Raw genomic sequence first — 23829 nt, forward strand, 5'->3', positions numbered from 1 at the left:
ACGTTAAGATGATAAAGAAATTTGGTTTAGTTGCAGCGAGTATTGCACTAGCAGTTGCCAGTCATTCAGCTCTTGCAAACGTGAGCGCGGCTGAAGCCGCCAAACTTGGTGCAGAGTTAACGCCCTTAGGCGCCGAAAAGGCAGGTAATGCAGACGGAAGTATTCCAGAATGGACTGGCGGTATAACGACGCCACCAACAGGGTATCAATCGGGCGACCACCACATTGACCCGTTTCCAGGCGATACACCGCTATTCACCATCACTGCGGCCAACATGAACGAGTATGAGGCGTTTTTGAGTGAGGGGCAAAAGGCCTTATTTCAGGCATATCCAGACACTTATCGCATGCCGATTTATCAAACTCGACGCAGTGCGTCTAACCCACAAGCGGTTTATGATGCAACGAAAGTAAACGCAACCAATGCTGAATTATTGGAAGGCGGGAATGGTGTTACTGGTGCAGTTTTAGGTATTCCTTTCCCCATTCCTGAAAATGGTTTAGAAGCCATTTGGAATCACATTTTGCGTTATAGAGGGGAAGCAGTTAAGCGTCATGGCGGTCAGGCTGCGGTAACCGCTAGTGGAGATTATAATCTTATTGGTTTTGACGAAACCTTGATGATTAAGTACGCCGAACCGGATATGACCCCCGAAAAATTATTAGAAGAAAATATGCTGTTTAAATTTAAGCAGTCAGTTACCGAACCTGCGCGACTAGCAGGAACGGCACTGTTGGTTCATGAAACACTTGATCAAGTCAAGGAACCGCGTCAGGCATGGACATACAATACTGGGCAACGTCGCGTTAGACGAGCGCCAAATATTGCGTACGATACACCGGGAACAGCGGCTGATGGTCTTAGAACCACCGACGATTTTGATATGTTCAATGGTGCTCCAGACAGATACAACTGGGAGTTAAAAGGTAAGCAAGAAATGTACGTTGCTTACAATAACTACAAGCTCCACAGTGATAAGAGCGAGTACTCAGATATTTTACAAGCCGGGCATATTAATCCTGACTACACTCGCTTTGAGAAGCATCGCGTTTGGGTAGTTGAGGCAACGCTTAAAGAAGAGTTTAGACACGTATACGAGAAACGCGTGTTTTACATTGATGAAGACAGTTGGCAAATTCAAGTAGCCGACATGTACGACAATAGAGGCGAGCTATACAGAGTAGGCATCGCGTACGGCTTAAACTATTACGATTTGCCGACTCAATGGTCTACGCTTGATGTTTATCATGATTTAAACTCGCGTCGCTATTTGGCTGTTGGTCTAGATAACGACGAAGATATGTACGATTTTGACATTCGTCCGAATGATCGGGAGTTTACACCGCAAGCGCTGAGACGCGCTGGTAAGCGGTAAGAATTAACGGTTGGCATTGCCAACCGTTTTTTTTAATGTTCTTATTGGGTTTATCAAAATAGGAAAGGAGCGAGTAGCGAACCAATGCGATACTTATCTTTTTTATGTATATCCATCGTAAGCTATTCAAAGTTAGGCAAGTGCGCGTTGTTCTGTTGTCTAGCAAGTTTGTCGTTGCTTGTACATTCACAACAAACAGGCCCTGAAACAAAGCGTTCTGATATGACGGTTGCTGATAATCAGTCATTCTTAGCGCCTTTGGTAAAAGAGTCTTTGCTGCTTGACGTCGCGCAAACAAATACCACGGTGGTGGTTGGCGAGCGTGGCCACGTGCTTGTTGGCAATCTCGACCAGCAAGAACAACTCACTCAAGTGCCCGTGCCTACCACGGTTACCCTAACCGCAGTCGACGGTTTCGGTGACACCTTTTTGGCAGTGGGGCATGACGCTACCATTTTACGTTCAACAGACAGCGGTCAAACTTGGGAAGTGGTGTTTAGCTCAGTTGACTTAGACAGGCCATTTTTAGATGTGAGTTTTATAAATGAACAAGAAGCCTTTGCCATTGGTGGTTATGGTTTGTTTATGCGCTCGAGTGATGCCGGTAAAACTTGGGAACAGGTTCAGCATTTTTCTTTGTTGTCCCCCGATGATATTGAGTACTTGGAAAGTTTGGCAGATGACCCAGAGTTTTATCAGGAAGAGTTAAACTATATCTTTCCTCATTTCAACCGTATTAGTCGCCGAGGTGACGCGATCTATTTGGTTGGCGAAGCCGGCCTCATTGCCCGAAGTGCAGACTATGGCAACTCTTGGGAGCGTTACGATATTGATTATTTCGGATCTTTTTTTGATGCAAGAGAACTAAGTAACGGACAAATACTCGCGGTTGGCTTGCGTGGAAACATGTTCTTGCGAGGTGATGATGGCCAATGGGATAGAATAGAAAGCTGCATCACAACCTCGCTAAATTCTATTGTTGAGCAGAATGACGATGTATTTGTGGTTGGCAACAACGGCGTGGTGTTATCACTTGATCCCAGTCAATTATCGAGTAATGAGCGCGCGCAAACGAATAACGAGAACTGCAGTGGTCACATTGCCTTATCGAAAATTGATTCAGCTATTTCATCCAGTATAACTAATGCATTTATGCTTGATGGCGTGCTCAGTGCCGTCAGCGCAAATGGCATTCAACCTGTAGAGTAATCAGCGGTTTTATGAATGCATTTATAAACACTTTAGAACGAGCAGTTTTTAATAGACGAGGTCTTTTGGTACTGCTGTTTTCCCTTGTCACTTTGTTTCTTGCTTATCAAGCTTCTCAATTAAAGCTGGATGCGGGATTTACCAAAAATATTCCGTTGAATCATGAATATATGCAGACCTATATTCAACATCGTGAAAACTTCGGCGGCGCCAACAATATCTTGGTCTCAGTTTGTGATACAGAATCTGATATTTTTAATCAGGCGTTTTTTGATACCTTAAAGAACGTACATGATCAGGTTTTCTTCATCAATGGCGTGAATCGATCGCTTGTTGTGTCGCTGTTTGCCCCGTCGACTCGCTTCACAGAAATCGTGGAAGGGGGCTTCTCAGGCGGGCCAGTAATACCAGCTGATTTCGATTCATCTAACCCTGCAGCATTGCAGTTGGTGCGTAAAAATATTGATAAGGCAGGGATTGTTGGGCGTCAGGTATCAAATGATTTTACCTGCGCAATGGTCACGGCACAGCTTCTTGATATTGACCCAGAAACGGGGGAGAAGCTCGATACCCTTGCCATTGCTGCAGAACTAGAATCTCAGCTTCGTGGCGAGTTTGAAACAGACAGAATCACCATCCATATTATTGGGTTTGCTAAAATGATTGGCGATGTGGCCAATGGTGCTAAAGACGTCGTCATGTTCTTTGGTATCGCGATTGCCATTACCGGCGTAATGGTCTTTTTCTTCTGTCGCTCCCTTATGTTGACGATTTTACCTTTAGCCTGCTCGTTTATTGCTGTGGTATGGCAGTTGGGCTTACTCACCGTATTCGGTTTTGGGCTTGACCCGATGTCCATATTGGTGCCGTTTCTGGTCTTTGCGATTGGGGTTAGTCACGGCGTTCAGATGATAAATTCCGTGGGTAAACGTGCTGCCCAAGGCATGGATGTCAAACTTGCGGCTCAACATGCCTTCAGAACCCTCCTGATACCAGGCGGCATTGCTTTGCTATCTGATACGGTTGGGTTCATGACCTTGCTAGTCATTGATATCGGCATTATTCGAGAGCTTGCTATCACAGCGAGTATGGGTGTTGCAGTTATCATTCTGACTAATCTTTTACTTCTGCCGGTACTGATGTCATATGTGAAGCTTAGCGAAGCGAATAAAGCGCGTTATTTGGCAAAAAATATCGATTCAAAGCTTTGGAAGTGGGTAGCAGGCTGCGCATCTAACAAAAGTGCATTAATAATTGTTGGCATTACATCTGTGTTATTTGTTTGGGGTTTCTATCAATCACATCAATTAAAGATAGGTGACTTGCACGCCGGTGCGCCCGCACTTCACGAGGACTCTCGATACAATCAAGATACCTTTCTTATTACTGATAAATACGAAATCACTGTAGATTACATCTCGGTTATTGTGGAAGGGCCTGAATCAGCATGTACGAATTTTGAGTTTATGTCAGCCATTGATGACTTCCAATGGCGCATGACCAATGTAGAGGGTGTGCAATCAGCCATATCACTGGCTTCCGTCGCGAAAAAAGTAAATGCGGGCTATAACGAGGGTAATCCGAAATGGCAAGTGTTGCCGCGCAATCAAGCTACCATGGTACAGGCCGTTTCACGCGTCCCGACTTCATCTGGCTTACTGAACACTGACTGCTCAGCCATGCCGGTTATTTTGTTTATGGAAGACCACAAAGCCGAAACGATCACAACGGTAGTCGATGCCGTCAAAGAAATCCGAAAGCTGTATGAGAATGATGACCTGAGTTTCAAACTAGCCTCTGGTCCGGTTGGCGTAATGGCAGCGACTAACGAAGCTGTAGAGTCATCGCAAGATCCGATGCTTTATTATGTGTTTGGCGCGGTTATTTTGTTGTGCTTAATAAGTTTTAGGTCCATTCGCGCAACTCTCTCAGTTGTGATTCCTTTGTATGTGGTGTCTGTGCTAGCGCAAGCACTAATGACCTTCTTACAAATAGGTCTGACGGTGTCTACCTTGCCGGTTATCGCGTTAGGCGTAGGCATTGGCGTGGATTATGGAATTTATATTCTGTCGACCATGACCAATCAAATACGTGAGGGCAATACTGTGCAGCAATCGTACTATGCAGCTTTGCAAGAACGGGGTAGCGCAGTCTTGTTCACGGGTATTACGCTGGCAATTGGTGTAAGTACATGGGTCTTCTCAACCCTTAAATTCCAAATGGACATGGGCATACTGTTAACCTTTATGTTTGTGGTGAATATGCTAGGCGCGATTATCGTGTTACCCGCAATTGCCAAAATCCTGTGGTTTAAAAAGGATAAAAGCGTGAGTTTGGATGAAAAGCAATAATGTGCGCCCATAGCATTCGTGAGATTTACTCTTAGCTTAATCATTTATCCAGACCTTGAATGGATAAGTGCAAAAATAACTATGCAGCGAAATGAATGGCGGTGATGAGTTTCGTTGTTAAGACTTGGTGATTATTGTGCGTCATCATGTCGAGAACATGAGCAAACGCTATGCAAACCACTATATAAAAGGAGCTTTATGCTCCTTTTATTATTTAAGCACGTTTTAATAATCATTCAGCAATTGGAAATCCTTATTCAGTTTGTAAATTTGGCGTTAATAAAGGCTGGTAAACCCTTAATATTTTTAGGAAAATACCGTTAACAAATGAAAGCATTATATGTACCAATGACTGAACGGTGGTTTTACAGTCAATATGGGCATACGTTCTAAACTAATAAATTGAGATTGCATATGACGGTTACTCACCATCAACACTCAGTGCTACTAGACCAAGTTTTTTCTTTAATTGACGAAAAAGTCGACCCGAACGAGGCTGAGTTTGTTAAACAGTTTGGTCAACAGCTCGTCAAAAACATGTCCTTTGATGATTTAAGCGGCAGAAGTGACAGTGATTTATACGGCACTATGCTTAGCCTGTGGCAACTGCTACAGGAGAAGCAAACATCCTCTCCATTAATTTGTGTATTCAACCCTGAAATCTCCAAACATGGTTGGCAGTCGTCTAGAACAATTATACAAATCATCGTTGATGACATGCCGTTTCTGGTCGACTCGGTGAGAATGACGCTTAATCGTCTGCAAATGGTGTCACACTTGTTTTTGCACACACCCTTGCATTTCAACCGTGACGAGAAAAATCAAATCTGCGGCTTTGTGGAAGCTGAGGCTCGGAAAATTGAGCACGAGTCACAAACGGTATTTTTTATTGAGATTGACAGACAATCACGAAGCGATGTTATTGCTGATTTAACTCAAGAACTTCATTCAGTTGTGTCTGAAGTGTCTTTATCCGTCTCTGACTGGAAACCGATGCGAGAGAAACTGCGCACGGTTACCAGTGAATTTGATAAGTCAAAAAGCAAAGCGTCAAAGGCAGTAAAATCTCAGGGTAAAACCTTTCTTAATTGGCTAAATGACCACAATTTTACCCTGATGGGCTATCGCTATTACGACGTGAAAGCAGTTGAGGGTGATCATCGCTGGATACCCAATAACAAAAGCAGTCTCGGTTTAATGAAGAATTCGGTTAGCGACAGGGAACGTTTGCTTTCGAAAATGCCAGCCAGTGCAAGAGACGAGGCACTTTCAAGTAATCCTCTTATTTTAACCAAAACCAATTCTCACTCGCGCGTGCATCGACCAGCGTATATGGACTACATTGGCGTAAAGGAGTTTGATTCAAAGGGCAATGTTTGTGGAGAGCATCGTTTCTTAGGCTTGTATTCGGCCTCGTTTTACAATAGTAGCGCTATTGATTTACCAATGCTAAGCGAAAAAATTGACCGTATGTGTTCTTTGTCCGGATTTGAAAAGGGAACACACGCATATAAAGCCTTTGTCAATATCGTTGAAACCTATCCACGTGATGAGCTGTTGCAAACGTCAGATGAAGAACTAGCGCAAATTATTCTTGGTATTTTCCAGATGCAAGAGCGCGGTATATCTAAGCTGTTTGTGCGACGAGATACCTTTGGTCGTTTTTATTCTTGTATGGTGTATGTACCCAGAGAACGTTACAACACGCAACTGCGAAAACAGACGCAGGCACTATTGAAGCGTTCATTTCAAAGTGACGGTGAGGTTGAGTTTAATACCTACTTTTCTGAATCGGTGTATGCAAGAACGCACTACATTGCGCGTGTATCAAACAATAATTTGGAGTTCGATGTGAACGAAATTGAGCAAAACCTCATTGAGCTTACCAAATCCTGGCAGGATAAACTCAACGCAAAAATAGAATCGTTTTATGGAGAGGAGAAGGGGAAGTCTGTCGCTCGCCTATACGATAACGCTTTTTCAAGCAGTTATGCTGAACAGAACTTACCAAGCGCCGCGCTCGTGGATATTCAGCATATTGAAACCCTAAGTAGCGATGCACCCTTAGATATTCTGTTTTACCGACCGCAAGAAGAAGGTAAAGACTCTCACATCGTTAAACTGAAGCTTTACCACGCAAACGAGCCCATTCATTTGTCTGATGTTTTGCCAATGTTGGAGAATTTTGGATTGCGTGTCATTGACGAAAGTCCTTACAGAGTGACCAATGAAAGGGGGCAGGTCAGCTGGATAATGGACTTCACCATGTTGCATAAGCAAAGCAATGACTTCCATATGGAAACCGCGCAAGACTTATTTCAAAGCGCCTTTGCTGATGTTTGGAACACGCAGCTGGAAGATGACGGCTTTAACCGGCTTATTTTAGGTGCACAAATTCCGGGCCGTATGGTCACAATTATTCGTGCATACGCCAAGTATATGCGCCAAATCGGTTCGTCATTTAGTATCGATTATATCGCCAATACTATGGCTTCCTATCCAGATATTGCCAAAGACATTATTGCCTTGTTTAATCAAGTGTTTTGCCCTGACCTTAAACGCAGTGATAAAGCGAGCAAGGTGATTGAATCTGATATCACTAAAAAGCTTGATGGCGTCTCTAACCTTGATGATGACCGAATTATTCGTCGCTATCTTGATTTGATCAAAGCCACGCTTCGAACAAACTTTTATCAGCAGGACAGCGAAGGCCAGTCAAAGCCATACGTATCGTTTAAGCTGTTGCCTGAACTTATTCCCGAAATGCCGCTACCATTACCAAAGTTCGAAATATTCGTTTATTCACCGCGCGTAGAGGGTGTCCATCTTAGGGGCGGAAAAGTGGCCAGAGGGGGCTTGCGCTGGTCAGATCGTATGGAGGACTTTAGAACCGAAGTTCTTGGATTAGTAAAGGCACAACAGGTGAAAAATACCGTCATTGTGCCCGTTGGCGCAAAGGGCGGTTTTGTGTGTAAACGCATGCCCAAAGATGCAGACCGAGAAGCCATGCAGGCCGAGGGACAAGCGTGTTATAAAATATTCATTCGCAGTTTGCTTGATATTACCGACAACATTGTGGATGGAAAAGTGGCACCGCCAAAGGATGTGGTTCGCCTTGACGAAGATGACTCATATTTAGTGGTTGCAGCAGATAAAGGCACTGCGACTTTCTCAGATATTGCCAATGGTATCTCTGAGGAATATGGGTTCTGGCTTGGAGATGCTTTCGCATCAGGCGGCAGTGTGGGTTACGACCATAAGAAAATGGGTATTACCGCAAAAGGCGCTTGGGAATCCGTTAAGCGGCATTTCCGAGAGATAGGCATAGACTGTCAAACGACACCGTTTACCTGTGTTGGGATAGGCGATATGGCAGGTGACGTGTTTGGGAACGGCATGTTGCTTTCAAAACAAACCAAAATTGTGTGTGCGTTTAACCACCTTCACATTTTCTTCGACCCAGATCCTGATACAGCAAAAAGCTACAAAGAGCGCCAGCGTCTGTTTAAAGATCCAAGTTTGTCGTGGGATGATTACAACCACAAGTTGATCTCTAAAGGCGGTGGAATATTCAAGCGTAGCGATAAAAGCATCGCACTTAGCCCCGAAATGAAGAAATGGTTGGGCACCAAAGCAAGCAAAATGACGCCAAACGAGCTGATTCATGAAGCCCTTAAAATGCCGGTTGATTTGATTTGGAACGGTGGAATTGGCACCTACATCAAGAGCAGTAAGGAATCTCACGGCGACGTAGGCGATCGAGCAAATGATAGTTTACGTGTGAATGGCAATGAGGTTAAGGCAAAAATTGTGGGCGAGGGCGGTAATCTTGGCCTCACTCAGCTTGGACGTATCGAATTTGCAGCGAGTGGCGGGCAAGTCAATACCGACTTTATTGACAACGTGGGCGGCGTGGATTGCTCTGACAATGAAGTTAACATCAAAATATTGCTGAATAAACTTGTAAGCGACGGTGACCTAACCGTTAAGCAGCGCAATAAATTGCTATACGACATGACAGATGATGTGGGGGATATCGTGATTGAAGATTGCTACCGACAAACGCAGTCTATTTCAATTACCCACATAGCAGGGGTCAAACAGCTTAAGGAGCAACTGAGATTCGTACATGCCCTTGAGCGAGATGGCGCGTTAAATCGCGAACTTGAATTCATCCCATCTGATGATGAAATATCAGAGCGCATGGTCAGCGGTCAAGGACTAACCAGACCTGAGTTATCAGTGCTTATTGCCTATGGGAAAATGGTGTTAAAAGAAGAGTTTAACATAGCAGAGATTACGCGTAATCCGTATTACGAAAAGCATTTAACCCATGCTTTTCCACCTGTTTTGAGAGATAAGTATCAAGCTCAAATGCAGGATCATCCGCTTCGCTGCGAGATCATTGCCACCAAGTTAACCAATGAAATTGTCAACGACATGGGGCTAAATTTCGTATTTAGACTCAAAGAGGAAACCGGAGCGTCAGTCGCAGAAGTTGCTAATGCCTATACTATTGTCAAAGGTGTGTTTGATATGGGTGCCTTATGGGAGGAAATTCAAGCGCTTGATAATAAGATTGATGCTTGTGTGCAGCTTGGTTTATTAGATGATATGCGCCGCATCCTCAGACGCACTGCCAGATGGTATCTGCGACATGGTGATAAGCAGGCGGATATTCAGAGCGCTATTGAGCGCTATCGTCCGTCTTTCGAAGTGGTGCTTAAGAACTTGCCTAAATATCTTGTTGAAAGTGAGCTTGCAGAAGTGTCAAAACGCAGCGAACAGCTAGAGCAGCAACATGTGCCTGCGAAATATGCGTACCGAGTAGCAAGTTTAAGCAATATGTTCTCAGTGCTTGATTTGGTGCAAATTGCAGAGTGTGAAAAACGTCCGGTAGATTTAGTGGCTAGACTCTATTACCAATTGGGATTTAAGTTCGAGCTGCATTGGTTTTTGGAACAAATTAATCAGCAAAGTGTATCTAATCACTGGCAAGCGCTGGCGCGCGCCTCTTATCGAGAGGAGTTAGATTGGCAGCAGCGTGCATTAACCACCGTTTTGCTTAATTCGTCTGCAAGTAAGCCCTCTGCGAAACTCGCGGATGCAGATAAGATTTTAGACGCTTGGATTGAGGACAATCAAATCAAGCTAAATCGTTGGTATCACATGATGACAGAATTCAAAACCTCTGATAATCACGAATTTGCTAAGTTTTCTGTCGCTTTACGTGAATTGATGCTGTTAAGCATAAGCGCAAACCATTAGACTATGCCTTTTAAAGGCGCAGTGAGATAACGCTAAGTCTTAAAAGACTTAAGCATCACCTAAAAGTCCTGCTCGCAGGGCTTTTTTTGTAGTTTACCTGAATCCCGTTTAAGGGATGGATTTGCTGCATAAAACTTGCCTGTAAAACGACTAAACTTGTAAATGGAAATTCTGTGTATTCAATAATTCAAAAAGCACTGCTAGCTTGTGATCCTGAGTGGAGTCACGACGTGTCTATTGCCTTTCTTAAACGCACAGGACGCAATGCCTTCAGCGCGTTGTATAGCCAAAGCCTGCCAGATAAAAGCATAGAATGCTTTGGCTTGCAGTTCAAAAACGCCATTGGGCTTGCAGCGGGTTTAGATAAAAATGGTGAATGCATTGATGCCTTTGCCCATATGGGATTCGGCTTTATCGAAGTGGGAACCGTAACCCCAAGACCGCAAGCAGGTAACGAAAAACCTCGCTTATTCAGATTGCCAGAACATAAGGCCATCATAAATCGCATGGGCTTTAATAATAAGGGCGTTGATTATTTGGTTAATCAGGTCAAACAGTCGAATTATTCAGGCGTACTCGGTATTAACATTGGAAAGAACAAAACAACGCCAGAAGATGAAGCGCTTAATGACTATCTGCTGTGTTTAGATAAGGTTCATGAACACGCATCATACGTGACGATTAACATTTCATCGCCTAATACGCCTGGACTTCGCAATCTTCAGTACGGCGATAGTTTAAAACACTTATTAAACGGTTTGCGTCATCAATGCGATATCTTAAATGACACCCACGACAAACGCGTGCCTCTGCTTGTAAAAATTGCGCCTGATTTAGACGAAACGGCTATTGAGCAAATAGCCAGTGCGCTGATTGAAACCGGCATGGATGGCGTAATTGCAACAAATACGACACTTGACCGCGACACGGTGTCCAATCATAAGTATGCCAATGAAGCAGGCGGCTTAAGCGGAGCGGTGTTGTGCAAAAAGTCACAAGCGGTCACTGAAATATTACACGAAAAACTACAAAACAAGCTTCCCATAGTGGGCGTTGGCGGGATCAGTAGCGCAGATGACGCTCGTGCTCGCTACAAAGCGGGGGCATCGCTTCTGCAGGTGTATTCCTCTTTTATCTATCAAGGTCCCGCTTTGGTCAAGGAACTTGTCAATGCTTGAGTGTATATTGATTGCGGCAAAAGGCTTAGATGAACTGCTTAAACACGAGATCCAAGCAATCTTAGCAAATGATAAAGATGAGGCACCCAGAGAGGTGCATTTAACACCGGGACAGTGTCGTTTGCATGCGAGTTTAGAGGAGATCTACAAGCTCAACTTACACACGCGAATTGCGAATCGAGTGCTGGTCGTCCTTGCAAAAGGAAATGTAAAAAGCGCTGAAGATATTTATACCATTACTCAACAGGTTCAATGGTCACAAAACTTTGATGTTAACTCATCTTTTGCGGTTCGCTTTAATGGTACGAATAAAGAAATTCGTAACACTCAATTTGGTGGGCTGAAAATTAAAGACGCGGTGGTTGATCAGTTTGTAGAGCTAACTGGGCGACGTCCTGACGTATCTCGACAAAGCCCTGATGTGCAGGTTTACGGGCGCTTGCGTCGAGATAAACTTGATATTTGTATGGACATGTCAGGCACGAGTCTTCACCAACGGGGCTACCGCACTGAAACGGGTGATGCACCCTTAAAAGAACAAGTTGCGGCCGCTGTGCTGATGCGAAGTGGGTGGTCCAAGAACATGGATGCGACTCTGTTTGACCCAATGTGTGGCTCAGGCACCATTGCGATTGAAGCGGCTTTATTGGCGCGAAACATTCCCCCAAACTTAGCGCGATTTCACTGGGGCTTTGAGCACTACCTAGGGCATGATAGAGCGCTTTGGGCGAAAGTAAAACAAGAGGCTGAAGCCGCCATTAAAGCGCAATGCGCTCCTATTTTCGCCTTTGATGTGTCAACCAAGGTGCTCGACTTAGCAAAACAAAACGCTGAAAATGCCGGGGTCAGCGACGACATCCAATTCAAACAATGTGATGTATTGCAAAGCCCCCGCGTTGCAGAGAGTGGATATATTGTCAGTAATCCTCCCTATGGCGAGCGCTTAGGTGAATATGTAGGTCTTTTGCCGCTGTATGACGGTTTAGGCAAGCACCTGAAAACACATTTTGCCGATTGGCACGTATCGCTGCTGTCATCCGATGAGCGATTACTTAAAGCGCTCAAGCTTAGAAGCACTAAAAAGTATGCACTTAACAACGGTAAGTTAGACTGTGTGCTTGCAAACTTTGTTCTGGATGAAACAAATTGTCGCGTTGCATCTGAAAATCAGCAAAATAAAAGCGCGGCGAGTCTTACCACCAGTCAAAAAGACACATCGTCACTTGCATCCCCAGAACTGGCGAATCGGTTGATAAAAAACAAAAAGCGACTGCAAAAGTGGATCAAGCGAGAAAACATAGAAGCATACAGGCTCTATGATGCCGACTTACCGCATTACAATTTTGCCATTGATATTTATGGTGATCATGTAATTGTGCAAGAGTATGCGCCGCCCAAGAGTCTGCCCGAAGCGGTAGCCACACAACGATTACAAGACGCATTGCTTACCGTTCCCAAGGTGCTCATGTGTGAACCGTCGAAGTTAATTCTCAAGCGCAGAGCGAAACAAGAGGGGAGCAATCAGTACCAAAAACACAGCAACACCAACACTCGCATTGTGGTGAAAGAACATGGTGCCAAGTTTTATATAAATCCGAGAGACTATTTAGACGTCGGCTTATTTCTCGATCATAGAATTACTCGCCAGCTCTTTGCATCTAAAGTGAAAAATAAACACGTACTCAATCTTTTTTGCTATACAGGCAGTGTGTCTGTGCATGCTGCAATGCATGGAGCCGAATCTATCACCAGTGTTGATATGTCGCGCACATATGTGAATTGGGCGCGCGACAATTTTGAGCTTAATGATTTAATCGGCAAGTATGCGAACCCTCAGTATATGTTTGAGCAAGCCGATTGTTTGCACTGGTTAAAACAGCGCGCCCAGGATAATTTTCCGCAATATGACGCTATTTTTATTGACCCACCGTCTTTTTCAAATTCTAAACGCATGGATGGCACTTGGGATGTTCAGCGTGATCATATTGGCTTAATTAAAAATGCCTTCTCGTGTTTAAAAGAGGATGGTTTTATCTTTTTTAGCAATAATTTGCGCAATTTTAAACTTGATACAGAAAGTCTAGCTGGGCTAGGTATTCAAGCGCTTGATTTATGCCGTAAAACCATTCCAGAAGACTTTTCTCGCAAACCCAACATCCATCATTGCTGGGAACTGAGACGGGAGCGAAAGCATGGTTAATGACGCGTCTGAATTGCGGCTTATCTTGTATACCGGGCCTCATTGTGAATTGTGTGACCATGCCTTTACCGTATATCAAAATCTAGCCCCTGCGAATGTCAGTTTAGTGAAGCAAAACATTCGAGATGATGCACAGTTGTATCATCTATATGCCGTGCGCATTCCCGTTCTTAAACGAGAAGATACGGGTGCAGAGTTGGGCTGGCCCTTCAATGAAAATGACTTAGAGCAGTTTTTACAGTGAACCTAGTCCAATTAAAAAACGCTTCCATTTTATTTGGTCAACCTCCGCTTATTGATGGTGCAGACCTCAATATTCAAACTCAGGAGAGAGTTTGCATACTGGGTCGAAACGGCAGTGGTAAATCAACCTTGCTTCAGGTGATTAGCGGAGAACTCAAACTTGATGATGGCCAACGTGTTGTGGCGGGAGATACGGTAATTTCTCGCCTAGCTCAAGACCCGCCAGCGCACAACGATACGCGTATTTTCGACTATGTAGCAGAGGGTTTAGGTGAAAATGCGGATTTGATTCAGGCCTATCACGAACAAACGCAGATTGTAGCAAATGAATATTCCGATGCTGCTATGGCGAAAATGCAAAAGCTTCAAGAGCAGCTAGATGCCAAAAATGCTTGGCAGCTTGAGCAGCGAGTAGAAAATGTGCTGACGCAACTCAGTTTACCTAGCGATACTTTGCTTAAAGATCTATCAGGCGGCTGGCGTCGAAAAGCAGCTCTAGCCAGAGCTTTAGTGAGTCAGCCTGATGTGTTGTTACTGGATGAACCCACCAACCACCTAGATATTGATATGGTGAAATGGTTAGAAAAAACCTTGTTATCCTTTAATGGCTCACTAGTATTTATCAGTCACGACAGGAGCTTTATTCGTAATATGGCGACTCGCATCGTCGATATTGACCGAGGACAGCTGACATCTTATCCGGTGACATACGATAAATACTTAGAACAAAAAGCGCATGATCTTGAGGTTGAAGCCACTCAGCAGAAAGAATTTGATAAAAAGCTCGCAAAAGAAGAAGTCTGGATCCGACAAGGTATTAAAGCGCGACGCACCCGCAACGAAGGACGTGTACGCGCTCTAAAGAAACTCAGAGAAGAGTATAAAGCACGTCGGCAGGTGCTTGGCAGTGCCAGAATACAGGATGGTGGCGGTCAAAAAAGCGGTAAACGCGTCTTTGAACTGAGTGCGTTGTCGTTCTCTTATGGCGAGCAATGCATTATAGATGACTTGGATTTACTCATTGCTCGCGGCGACAAGATAGCGCTTATTGGCCCCAATGGCTGTGGCAAATCTTCACTGATTAAGCTGCTTCTTGGGAAGCTTAAACCTGATTCGGGCGAAATTTTGACCGGAGTTAATTTAGACATCGCTTATTTTGACCAGCATCGCAGTCAGCTCGAACTGGATAAGCCACTGATAGACGTTATTGCCGATGGTAAACGAGAAGTTGTCGTAAACGGCGCCCCAAGGCATGTTATTAGCTACTTGCAGGACTATTTGTTTAGCCCAGAAAGAGTGAATGCACCGGTTTCGACCTTATCCGGCGGTGAGAAAAACCGCTTAATGCTCGCTAAGCTTATGCTGAAACCCAGCAACCTTCTGATTCTGGATGAACCAACCAATGACCTTGATGTCGAAACGCTTGAATTATTAGAATCATTGCTTGTGGAGTATGAGGGCAGTGTGTTGCTGGTTAGCCATGATCGTGAATTTATTGATAACGTGGTGACATCAAGTCTTGTATTTGAGGGCAACGGAAAAATTGCGCATTTTGTGGGTGGCTATAGCGATATGGCGCGTTGGTATGATGCTAATGCAAAACATGCCGCATTGAATCAAAGCATCGCAGATAAAGATGATAAAGCCTCAGTAGCACCAGAGGCGATGACCAAGCCAACGAAACCGAGCGATAGCAAGCGCGCAAGCGATACAAAAGCTACTCAAAAAAAGGCGAACAAGTTATCATACAAAGATAGGCGAGAGCTTGAGCAGTTACCGAAGCTCATCGAGCAATATGAGAATGAAATCGAGGCCCTTCAGGCACGCATCAACTCAGATGGATTTTTTCAGAAAGAGGCGACTGAAACACAAAGTGTGCTAGATACATTGCAGAAAACCGAGTTGGCGCTAGAGCAAGCTTTTGAGCGCTGGGAAGCATTAGAAGAATTAGAAAATAACGGTTAAAAACAACCAGAAGTAACAGGATATTTAATGAAATTTAATCATTTGATTGGTGTCATCGCATTAAGCTCAACACCAATAATGGTCAACGCCGCCGCCTATGAAGTGCAAGAACTGCCGGTCAGCGATTTGTCTGCAAATCAGTTTGGCGGGTCTATCGACAATACAGGCTTAGTGTTAACAACCTTAGCAAACCCCTTTTCCCCGCCCATTGATTTAAGCTTACTTGATGTGACTTTGTTCCCAGGCCTAACTGACCCTGACGGTGCAGCCCAAGGTGATTTTAATATCACGGATTACACCTTTTTAGTCAACACGTTCAGGGGCAATGCGGCAAACTTTTCTACCTTTGGTCAAAAGCTAAGTAGCACTCTCATTTATCAAACTGACGGAACCGATGCCGAGTATGTTTTTGGTTTTGATGAGCAGCGAGATAGCACCAACGGCTTTACTTTTAGCATAAACGCCAGCCTAGCGGGTTCTGCCAATGGTGAGTACATTGTTGGTAGCAGTCCATCCGTGTTTTATCCTGTGCCTTTTACCGATAGCGATGGTAATGATTTTGTTGCGGTCATTAGCGACTTTTTGCAACGCGGCTTTGTGCAGTATCAGGGTAACGTCAATCCGCTGATGCCGATGGACGATACGTTGTCAGGCTTCAGCCGCCCCACTGCAATTAATGAAAATCTTCAAGTAGTCGGCATTTCGTCAGTCGCGCCTCGTCAAGTTGTATTGGATGGTATTGAAGCCTGCAACGGGGACGATGTGCCGGTTCCGTTAGAAGTTTGTTTGTATGATTTAGAGGGCAGGCTTACTTCAATTAGTATCGCAAGCGGAGCTATCACTCAATTTGATACAAGAGCGACACTTTGGCAATTGGATGCGCAGGGGCAGGTAGTTTCTCAAGAAGCTTTTGACTTAACATTTGAGCCAGCAGAAGACGACACGTTCCCTTATTCAAATGAAGCACAAGATATTAATAATAACGGAATTGCCGTTGGCTCAGGCCCAGTAATATCTAATGAAGATAGCCGGTTTTCTGCTGCCATGGTATTCGAAAATAGCACAACTCGACGTTTATTGGAAAACGACGAATTGTTACCTAACTTTGCCACCGGAATAAATGACCAAAACCTTGTTGTTGGATATCAAAGACCTGTAATTAATGGCAGACCGGTAAACCGATTGTTTACATATGATCTCAATACTGAAGAATTCGTGTCCCCTCTTGGATTTTTTGGTAGCTCGGTAACCACTCCTCGTGACATCAATAACAATGGAATTGTGGTTGGGAACGCAGAGGTCACCGGGACAAATCAAGGCCCGCCGCGCACGGCCGGATTTATGTACGACAGCCAAAACGATAGTTTTGTAAATCTTAATGACTTAACAGCATGTGACTCTCCATATGAGATTGTTGCTGCCAATAGTATTAATGATAGTAATGAAATTGTTGCAGATGCGACTATCGTTCGCCCGTTACGTAACGTTCGCGGTGAGCCTATTTTAGATGCCAACGGAGACGCGCTAACAGAAACAACAGTGCTAGCCGTTAAGCTCAACCCCACGGGTGCAGATGCACCTGATTGTGGACTTGTTGTTGATGATGAAACCTTAGTTGAAAGGCAAGGGGCGGGCATTGGCGGATTCGTGCTATTAATGTTCTCTGCTTTACTAGGCTTTAGACGAATTAGCGCCAAGTAGATACCGCGAAGCGAATCACTATACTGCTGAAGGCCATATTTTACGTGGCCTTTTTCTTTTTAATAACGACACGCTCTAAACTGAGTTTTTGTTAGATAAAAACGATGTAACGCTGATTGTATGAGTTTTCAAGAACTTAGAATTCTTATCCTAAAAATGTCCATAATATAGCTTGATGTAATCGAATTTATCGCGTATCTATTAATACGTGGCATTTTTATTACGCACTTCATTTTGTAAGTCCTGTCGAAATGTATACGCAAGGTAAACGTTCGACGGTAGAAGGGTAATGGCGATGTCATTTCTTTCAATCAAGAGAGGTTATCAATGAAAAGACAAAAAAGAGATAAGTTGAGCAGAGCCCACGCTAAAGGTTATCAAGCAGGTATTGCAGGACGTTCTAAAGAAAATTGTCCATTCCAAACGAGTGATGCAAGATCACATTGGTTAGGCGGTTGGCGAGAGGCCACCGGAGACCGACAATTAGGTATAAGCGCTAGGTAAATTCGTATCACTAATTAAATATATCTGAATTTCTCACAAAAACGCTAAGCATTTGCTTGGCGTTTTTGCTTTTTTGTTTGTATTACCTATTACTTTGTTCGGTATTTTTACCGGTCATCGCAAAGAAATGATGATAATGACCGCAAAGCTCAGAAGTAGTGAAATTGATAATGGTAAAAACGAACTTGAGGCTGTAAAGGCGCGTCTTGAGGTTGTTGAAGCGATTGTTACCGACAAACAATATCAATTAAATCAAGAATTGGCCTCACTTAAAGAAAGATAAGGAAGCTTCGCAAACGCTGAGGTTTTACTCAGCGTGTTCCTTGTGTTTTACAAGCGTATCATACCAAGATCATCGCCTGTATTACTCAAGCTCTATTGTACGCCTCTAACAAACAGCACCTTATTATTTATACAATCTACACACTTGTCGCCCATATAGTTTTCCTACTCTTACTGGTGCCACTCGAAATCCGAGCATGGTAGTAAATAGCGCTAAACCGTCTTATACTTAAACAATCAACTTTGCGGTAATATCACAGTATTAAGTACAAGAACTTGAAATGCTCGAAAGCTAGGATGGCTCGGCGAATATGCACACAAAAAAATTGTTTACCTTTACTGAACTTGCACAAGGCAGTGATTCTGAAAATGAGGATAATGCGAAACAATTCGACAGTTCTCATCAGTTTTACGACAACGTTTACCAATGTTTATTTGAAAGCGCGGAGCGAAGCAACGAGATAAAGGGCGCCGCGCAACCAGAGTCATACTTGCATACATACGCTATTTTAGATGCCGCAAAGTTACCCTTTGTATTGTCTGGCTTATTAGCCACCTCAGGATTGACCTATGCATCGCTCTTTCAGGGCGAAACGCAGGAAGAGCTCGAAGAATATGCACCGTATATTGTGCAATTAGACCAGAGCAATAGCTTTACAAATCAGCTTTTACCAGCGCCTAAGCAAGTGAATAAGCTTTGGGATAAAGGCCTTGGTGTGTTTTTTCGTTCTTCATTGTCGTTAAAAGATCTGCGTCAGCATTTTAGGAAATTTATCCGTATTCGCAATGAGCAAAATGAGTGGTTGTATTTCAGATTTTGGGAGCCCAATAACGTACACGCCAGTGTGTTACTGCAAAACGATATTTATTCTCCGTTAGTCAGCGTTTGGATGAATGCAAGTATTGATAAAGTTTTGTTCCCGCAATTAAGCAGTGGTGTTGTGATGAAGGTGCATGCGCCAGAAACGATTAATTCGATGGAACAAGATGTGACTAACACCTTAAAACTGAGTCCAAGTACTTTGAGGCTCAGGCAAGTTGATTTACTGGCTTTGCAAAACACCAAGCGTTCAATATTCATACATAAAGTGGCAGAAAGTCTCGCACAGAATCATGCTTCGTTAAGTGCACATACCAATATCGATGAACTAACTGTCCTATACATGCAGGCATGTGAACGCAGTTATACTATAGAACAAGCCGCTTATGATTATATTCGATGTCAACTAGCGCTAAAAACGCACGATACATCGTTTGAACAAATTGAAAAACACGTCGACCCTGAGCTGGCCCTCTCGCCGGTGAATCGGGGTAAGCTTAGCTGGGCATTTATTTGCGACACCTACCGAACATCTAATACCGCATTGGAGGCATAACATGAGTTCCGAAAGTGAATATTCTGAGACCCAAGATGTTGAAGAAACAACCGCGCATTGCGATGCTACTATTATTCCAATTTTCCCATTGCGATTTGCGCTCACCGGCACAGCACTAATTGACATGTTAAGCGCTAGCTCAACACCTACCACACCGCAAAATATTAGCGCAATGCCCAATCACGAACTGCTGCGCATTCGCCAAGGGTACTTTTACGTTTACGACGGGAATGTTTTTCAAATTTTCTGGTTTAATACGAGCATCGCTGATGAAAACGGGAGCATTTATCGCGATGACACAGAAAAAGGTGGCACACTCGCGTATTCGTTTACTAAATACCATTTTGAAGACGGCACCCCTCAAGGCGAGTGGACCTTACTAGAAAACGAAATGTATCCGTACGCGTTTGCCCCCAAAGACACGCCTAAAGTATGGGTGGCTTATTCTGAAGAACGCTGGCCCAATCAGTTTTTTGGTGAAATTCCAGACGATACTACGCTACGTGATTTGGTGATGACCGAGGTTGATTTAACTAGCCGCAGCGGCCCGTTCTGCGCGCCGATTTCCGAGCTTGCGTCAAGAGTAAATACCTTTACGACAGGCGAGATTGAGTATAGCGAAGTAGACTATACCCTTGAAAATGCGATTCGTCACACTGCAGTGGAGATAGAGGACGTATCAAAGGTAGTCACGTGTAACAACACTCGTGAAAAAGGTGTACTGGTGGCAGTGCACGACCCCGTTGGGGAATTGCAAGATTTGTTGGGTTTGATGAGTGTTCACGCCATGACACTGACTAACTTTGCAGAAGAACACCAATATCCATTAATGATGGGGCGAGCGGTTAAAAACTATGCCACCAGCGGGGAAGTAGGCACAAAGACCGTAAATTGGCTATGGGAGGGCTGGGGCAATACAGGGGAACTATCACGGCAGTTTGATACGAAGTATACAGAACTGCTAACGGAAATGGAGCGTCTTGAAAACACCCAAAAACGCCTGACTCAGCATTGGATGAATATATATACGCAAACTGGCGTTGGAACGGCGAGCGCAATATTTGATGCGTGTACAATTATTACTAACCGCTACAGCTTAGCAAGAAATCCAATAGATCATTCTGATGCGCTTGCTTATATGCTGACCATACAAGCCCGCGCGATGGCGGTCTCGGCAATGTCTAGCTGTGTTGCTAAGGCATTGTCGGCCTTGTTTACTGAAGTAGTGACAGACGCAACGCCGTCTGGAAGCGATAATGCTATTCGATACGTAAAGTTGGCGGTTGATTTAAGCAAAGAAGCAGTATCGTTAAGACAAAAGCTACATCCACAATTTAATGGTGCGCTCAATGCTATGTTTACCGTGTATGGAACTCAAATTGTGGAGGCCGGTGTAAATAGCCCGGGGTCGTCTACACACACTTTACTACGTGAAATATTCGCACGACAGCCAGTCAGCTTTCATGATGCGAGTGAGCTGCAAAATGTGTTTTCAGATATGATGCAAAACGTTGGGTGGGACAACGCTGACATAGATTTCACTGTGCATACGGCAGGTAACAATGTGTCCGCAACAATGTTACTAAGTGAGGCCGCTGATGGGCAAGTGGGCGTTATCGAGTTTCGCGCTCAGGTAGACTTAACGCTTGAGCCCGAGAGACTGGCGCATGCTCGCACGGCAAATAATTTTGAATTTGGTACAAACGGCTTTGGTTTGGTTGCGGCAGGCTTAAGCTTGCATCAAACAATTGCCAATTGGAATAACACGCCCCAAGCGTATTCAGCGATAGGCCAGTTTGCTCAAAACCCAGTTACACAGCTTATTGCTGGATTTGCGGGCGCCTATGAGGCGAGTATTGGACTGGCCAGCGCCGCCATTGGGCGAAGCAATGGTGCAGCCACACAAACAGTATTAAGGCGCGTATTTGGCAACAACGCAAGATTAGTAAACGCGGCTGCCGCAAATGGGGGGAGTTCTATAGTGCGAATAAGCCCCGGTGCAATAAAAACACTAAACGCTACTGCAAAAGCAGCAGGCGTGGTAGGTGTGGTCATGAGCGGTTTTATGGCTGTAGAGGGTTACCAGCGCGGAGACAAAGCCATGATGTTAGGTAATGGATTAATGGCCGCTGGGGGCTTGGTTTTGTTGTTTGTTGCAACGGGCCCATTAGCCGTGATTGCCGTAGTGGCGATCATAATTGGCTTAGTAGTGTCGTTTTTCTCTCTCAATGATGTGCAGTTGTGGGTGCAGCATGGGTTTTGGGGGACGTCTGGTGAATATTGGCGAATCAAAAGATATGACTCAATTGATGACCAAATTAATGCAGCAAAAATACTAGCTAACCCAAGCGATAGTCAATACCAAAGTATAAAAGACGAATTCGAATTAGAATTGGCAGAATACATCGATATTAACGCCAGCCTCACCGTTACAGATTTGCAAGCAAACGATGGAAAAGTAGAAGTGAGTTGCGCACTTTTGCAAAGCGAAAGTGATTTATCGCGTTTAAGAGTTAGTGCTGAATACGATAAAGCGTGGACGGTATATGATTTAGCGCTCAGTGTAAACACCCAGTTTATTGCGTCCGGCAAGGCGCAGCTCATTATTGCGAAACCGAACTCGATAACAGACGCCCGTGATGTAGACATTGAAGTGGAAGTTTCGCGCATACGCGATAACACTTTTGAAGAAAGTCTCACCATACGAAGCGACCGATTGTGGTAAGGATATACCCATATGATTTTCTATCTATTTGAAATAGAGCGCCCTAATAACTATAAGCAATTACCACGCTATGCGCGCAAAGACTACTGGTATGCCATGTATCGGGCAGTCAAGGTGCACTCTGATGATGTAGTCGATATTGTGCATTTTCACAGCCATCGAGCGAGAGTATTAGGGTTCATGTTGTTACTGGTCACGCTGACTTATAACGTGTTTGGCCCCATCTACAGCTATGGCTCATGGCAAGCCTTTGCGGAAGAGGTAAGAGATGAGCATCAGTATGTATTTAATTTCGAAGAGCTCACTCGACGCGAATATAGAACTGGCCCAGGTAGCTACGTCCGCGATACTTACACAGAAGATGAATGGGTTGAGAGACAAACTCGAGGTGAAAGTGGCATTCACACTTATCGCTTTTTCAACCGACTCGCTTTCTTATACTTTATGTGGTCCCACTCCTTGATCATGCTGGGCATATGGCTTTGCTGGCCTAAACACTGCCCTATTCGGCTCGACCGCAAAAACGAGCTTATTTACACTTGGCACAAGGGGCATTTTTATGTGGCTGATGTAGGGCCACAGGTCAGCGGTTTACGAGGTCGCGTCGTGTCAGAGGCAGACGAGAACCCGCTTTATAAGATTGATAAATCAACCGGCGCTTATTCCATAGACATGCACCGTGCAGATGGCAAAGGCAAAAACAATAACGCGCCTATTCCCATGCTGCTCGCGCCTTATCCGCCTTGCCATTCACACCAAAGCGAAGACATTGGCATGTTTATCCAAGCTTTTATGCATCAAAACCTGTTTGATGAAAACGAGCGTGCCATTGCCTGGCATGGTGAATGGCTGAATAAGATACAAAAAGGGCGACGTTTTAAGCTAGATGCCATACGCTGGTTAGGCAAACATAGTTTGGGTAGGAGCACACACTTTGACCAAACCAACGTAAAAGCAAAGACCGACGCCGCACTGATGGAATACTTGACTCACCCCGACACCCGTAACCGCGGAGGGTCGGTATGGGCTCATAAAGCCAAACAATATGAGGAAACTAAGCAACGTAATGGTAAATCATGATCCGTGGCAAAAGCATTTCCTAACGAGGCGACTGGCTAAAGTAAAGCGGTTGGCGAGAGGCCACCGGAGAGCGACAATTAGGGATAAACGCTATTACAACTTAGAACGGCTTCACAGTGCTAACGGCGACTACTCGCCAGTAGACTATGAGAATTTAATGAAAGAAGTGTCCGGTTTTAGTTGACCAGAACACTCCTGTTGCACAGTCGGAGCTTGAACCTTAATTGTTGGAGACTCAATAGCGAATGCTTTACTCGCTAAACAAAGAATAAAAAACAAAAGCAGTGTCTTTGTTTTCGTGGTTTTCATATGTTTCTCTTCATGGATTGAGTTGCCAAATTAGTTTATAGATTTACATATTTACAATAGCT

14 protein-coding genes are annotated in these 23829 nt (G+C 44.3%); all 14 read left to right on the forward strand.

Translation table 11 applies throughout. The features are described 5' to 3' along the window. Positions 1–8: 8 nt before the first annotated feature. The 14 genes from PN836_RS02515 to PN836_RS02580 all read left to right on the forward strand — a co-directional run bounded on the left by PN836_RS02515 (position 9) and on the right by PN836_RS02580 (position 23458). A complete protein-coding gene (locus PN836_RS02515; protein ID WP_395343098.1) occupies positions 9–1376 on the forward strand; it encodes a DUF1329 domain-containing protein in 1368 nt (455 codons plus the stop codon). 84 nt (positions 1377–1460) lie between these two features. Next, a complete protein-coding gene (locus PN836_RS02520; protein WP_415926386.1) occupies positions 1461–2585 on the forward strand; it encodes a WD40/YVTN/BNR-like repeat-containing protein in 1125 nt (374 codons plus the stop codon). An 11-nt stretch (positions 2586–2596) separates the two neighbouring features. Next, on the forward strand, positions 2597–4936 hold the full coding sequence (locus PN836_RS02525) for an efflux RND transporter permease subunit (protein WP_395343103.1): 2340 nt from the start codon (positions 2597–2599) through the stop codon (positions 4934–4936). A 414-nt stretch (positions 4937–5350) separates the two neighbouring features. Then, the gene (locus tag PN836_RS02530) at positions 5351–10204 is read left to right on the forward strand and encodes an NAD-glutamate dehydrogenase (protein WP_395343105.1); all 4854 of its coding nucleotides are present in this window, start codon (positions 5351–5353) and stop codon (positions 10202–10204) included. Between the two features lie 173 nt (positions 10205–10377). Further along, the gene (gene pyrD / locus PN836_RS02535; RefSeq protein ID WP_395343108.1) at positions 10378–11382 is read left to right on the forward strand and encodes a quinone-dependent dihydroorotate dehydrogenase; all 1005 of its coding nucleotides are present in this window, start codon (positions 10378–10380) and stop codon (positions 11380–11382) included. After that, positions 11375–13582, forward strand: a complete 2208-nt coding sequence (gene rlmKL / locus PN836_RS02540) for a bifunctional 23S rRNA (guanine(2069)-N(7))-methyltransferase RlmK/23S rRNA (guanine(2445)-N(2))-methyltransferase RlmL (RefSeq protein WP_395343110.1) — start codon at positions 11375–11377, stop codon at positions 13580–13582. Before pyrD ends, rlmKL begins: the two co-directional genes overlap by 8 nt. After that, entirely contained in the window at positions 13575–13826 is a 252-nt protein-coding gene (locus tag PN836_RS02545) for a glutaredoxin family protein (protein WP_395343112.1), read from the forward strand. The genes rlmKL and PN836_RS02545 overlap by 8 nt, the downstream gene beginning before the upstream one ends. Further along, entirely contained in the window at positions 13823–15790 is a 1968-nt protein-coding gene (locus tag PN836_RS02550; RefSeq protein WP_395343115.1) for an ATP-binding cassette domain-containing protein, read from the forward strand. Before PN836_RS02545 ends, PN836_RS02550 begins: the two co-directional genes overlap by 4 nt. 27 nt (positions 15791–15817) lie before the next feature. Further along, the gene (locus PN836_RS02555) at positions 15818–17491 is read left to right on the forward strand and encodes a DUF3466 family protein (RefSeq protein ID WP_395343117.1); all 1674 of its coding nucleotides are present in this window, start codon (positions 15818–15820) and stop codon (positions 17489–17491) included. Positions 17492–17818: 327 nt separating this feature from the next. Beyond that, positions 17819–17995 carry a ribosome modulation factor gene (gene rmf, locus PN836_RS02560; RefSeq protein ID WP_395343119.1) on the forward strand — a complete coding sequence of 59 codons (177 nt, stop codon included), beginning with the start codon at positions 17819–17821 and terminating at the stop codon, positions 17993–17995. Positions 17996–18068: 73 nt separating this feature from the next. Continuing rightward, positions 18069–18278: a hypothetical protein gene (locus tag PN836_RS02565; RefSeq protein ID WP_395343122.1), complete on the forward strand. Its 210-nt coding sequence runs from the start codon at positions 18069–18071 to the stop codon at positions 18276–18278. A gap of 310 nt (positions 18279–18588) precedes the next feature. Beyond that, complete coding sequence (locus tag PN836_RS02570) at positions 18589–19653, forward strand: DUF4123 domain-containing protein (RefSeq protein ID WP_395343125.1); 1065 nt, start codon at positions 18589–18591, stop codon at positions 19651–19653. 1 nt (position 19654) lies between these two features. After that, positions 19655–22378, forward strand: a complete 2724-nt coding sequence (locus PN836_RS02575; protein WP_395343127.1) for a toxin VasX — start codon at positions 19655–19657, stop codon at positions 22376–22378. Between the two features lie 12 nt (positions 22379–22390). After that, a complete protein-coding gene (locus PN836_RS02580) occupies positions 22391–23458 on the forward strand; it encodes a hypothetical protein (RefSeq protein WP_395343129.1) in 1068 nt (355 codons plus the stop codon). The last annotated feature ends 371 nt before the right edge of the window (positions 23459–23829 follow it).

The sequence above is a fragment of the Ningiella algicola genome (assembly GCF_028401415.2).
In the GTDB taxonomy this organism is placed as follows: Bacteria; Pseudomonadota; Gammaproteobacteria; order Enterobacterales; family Alteromonadaceae; genus Glaciecola.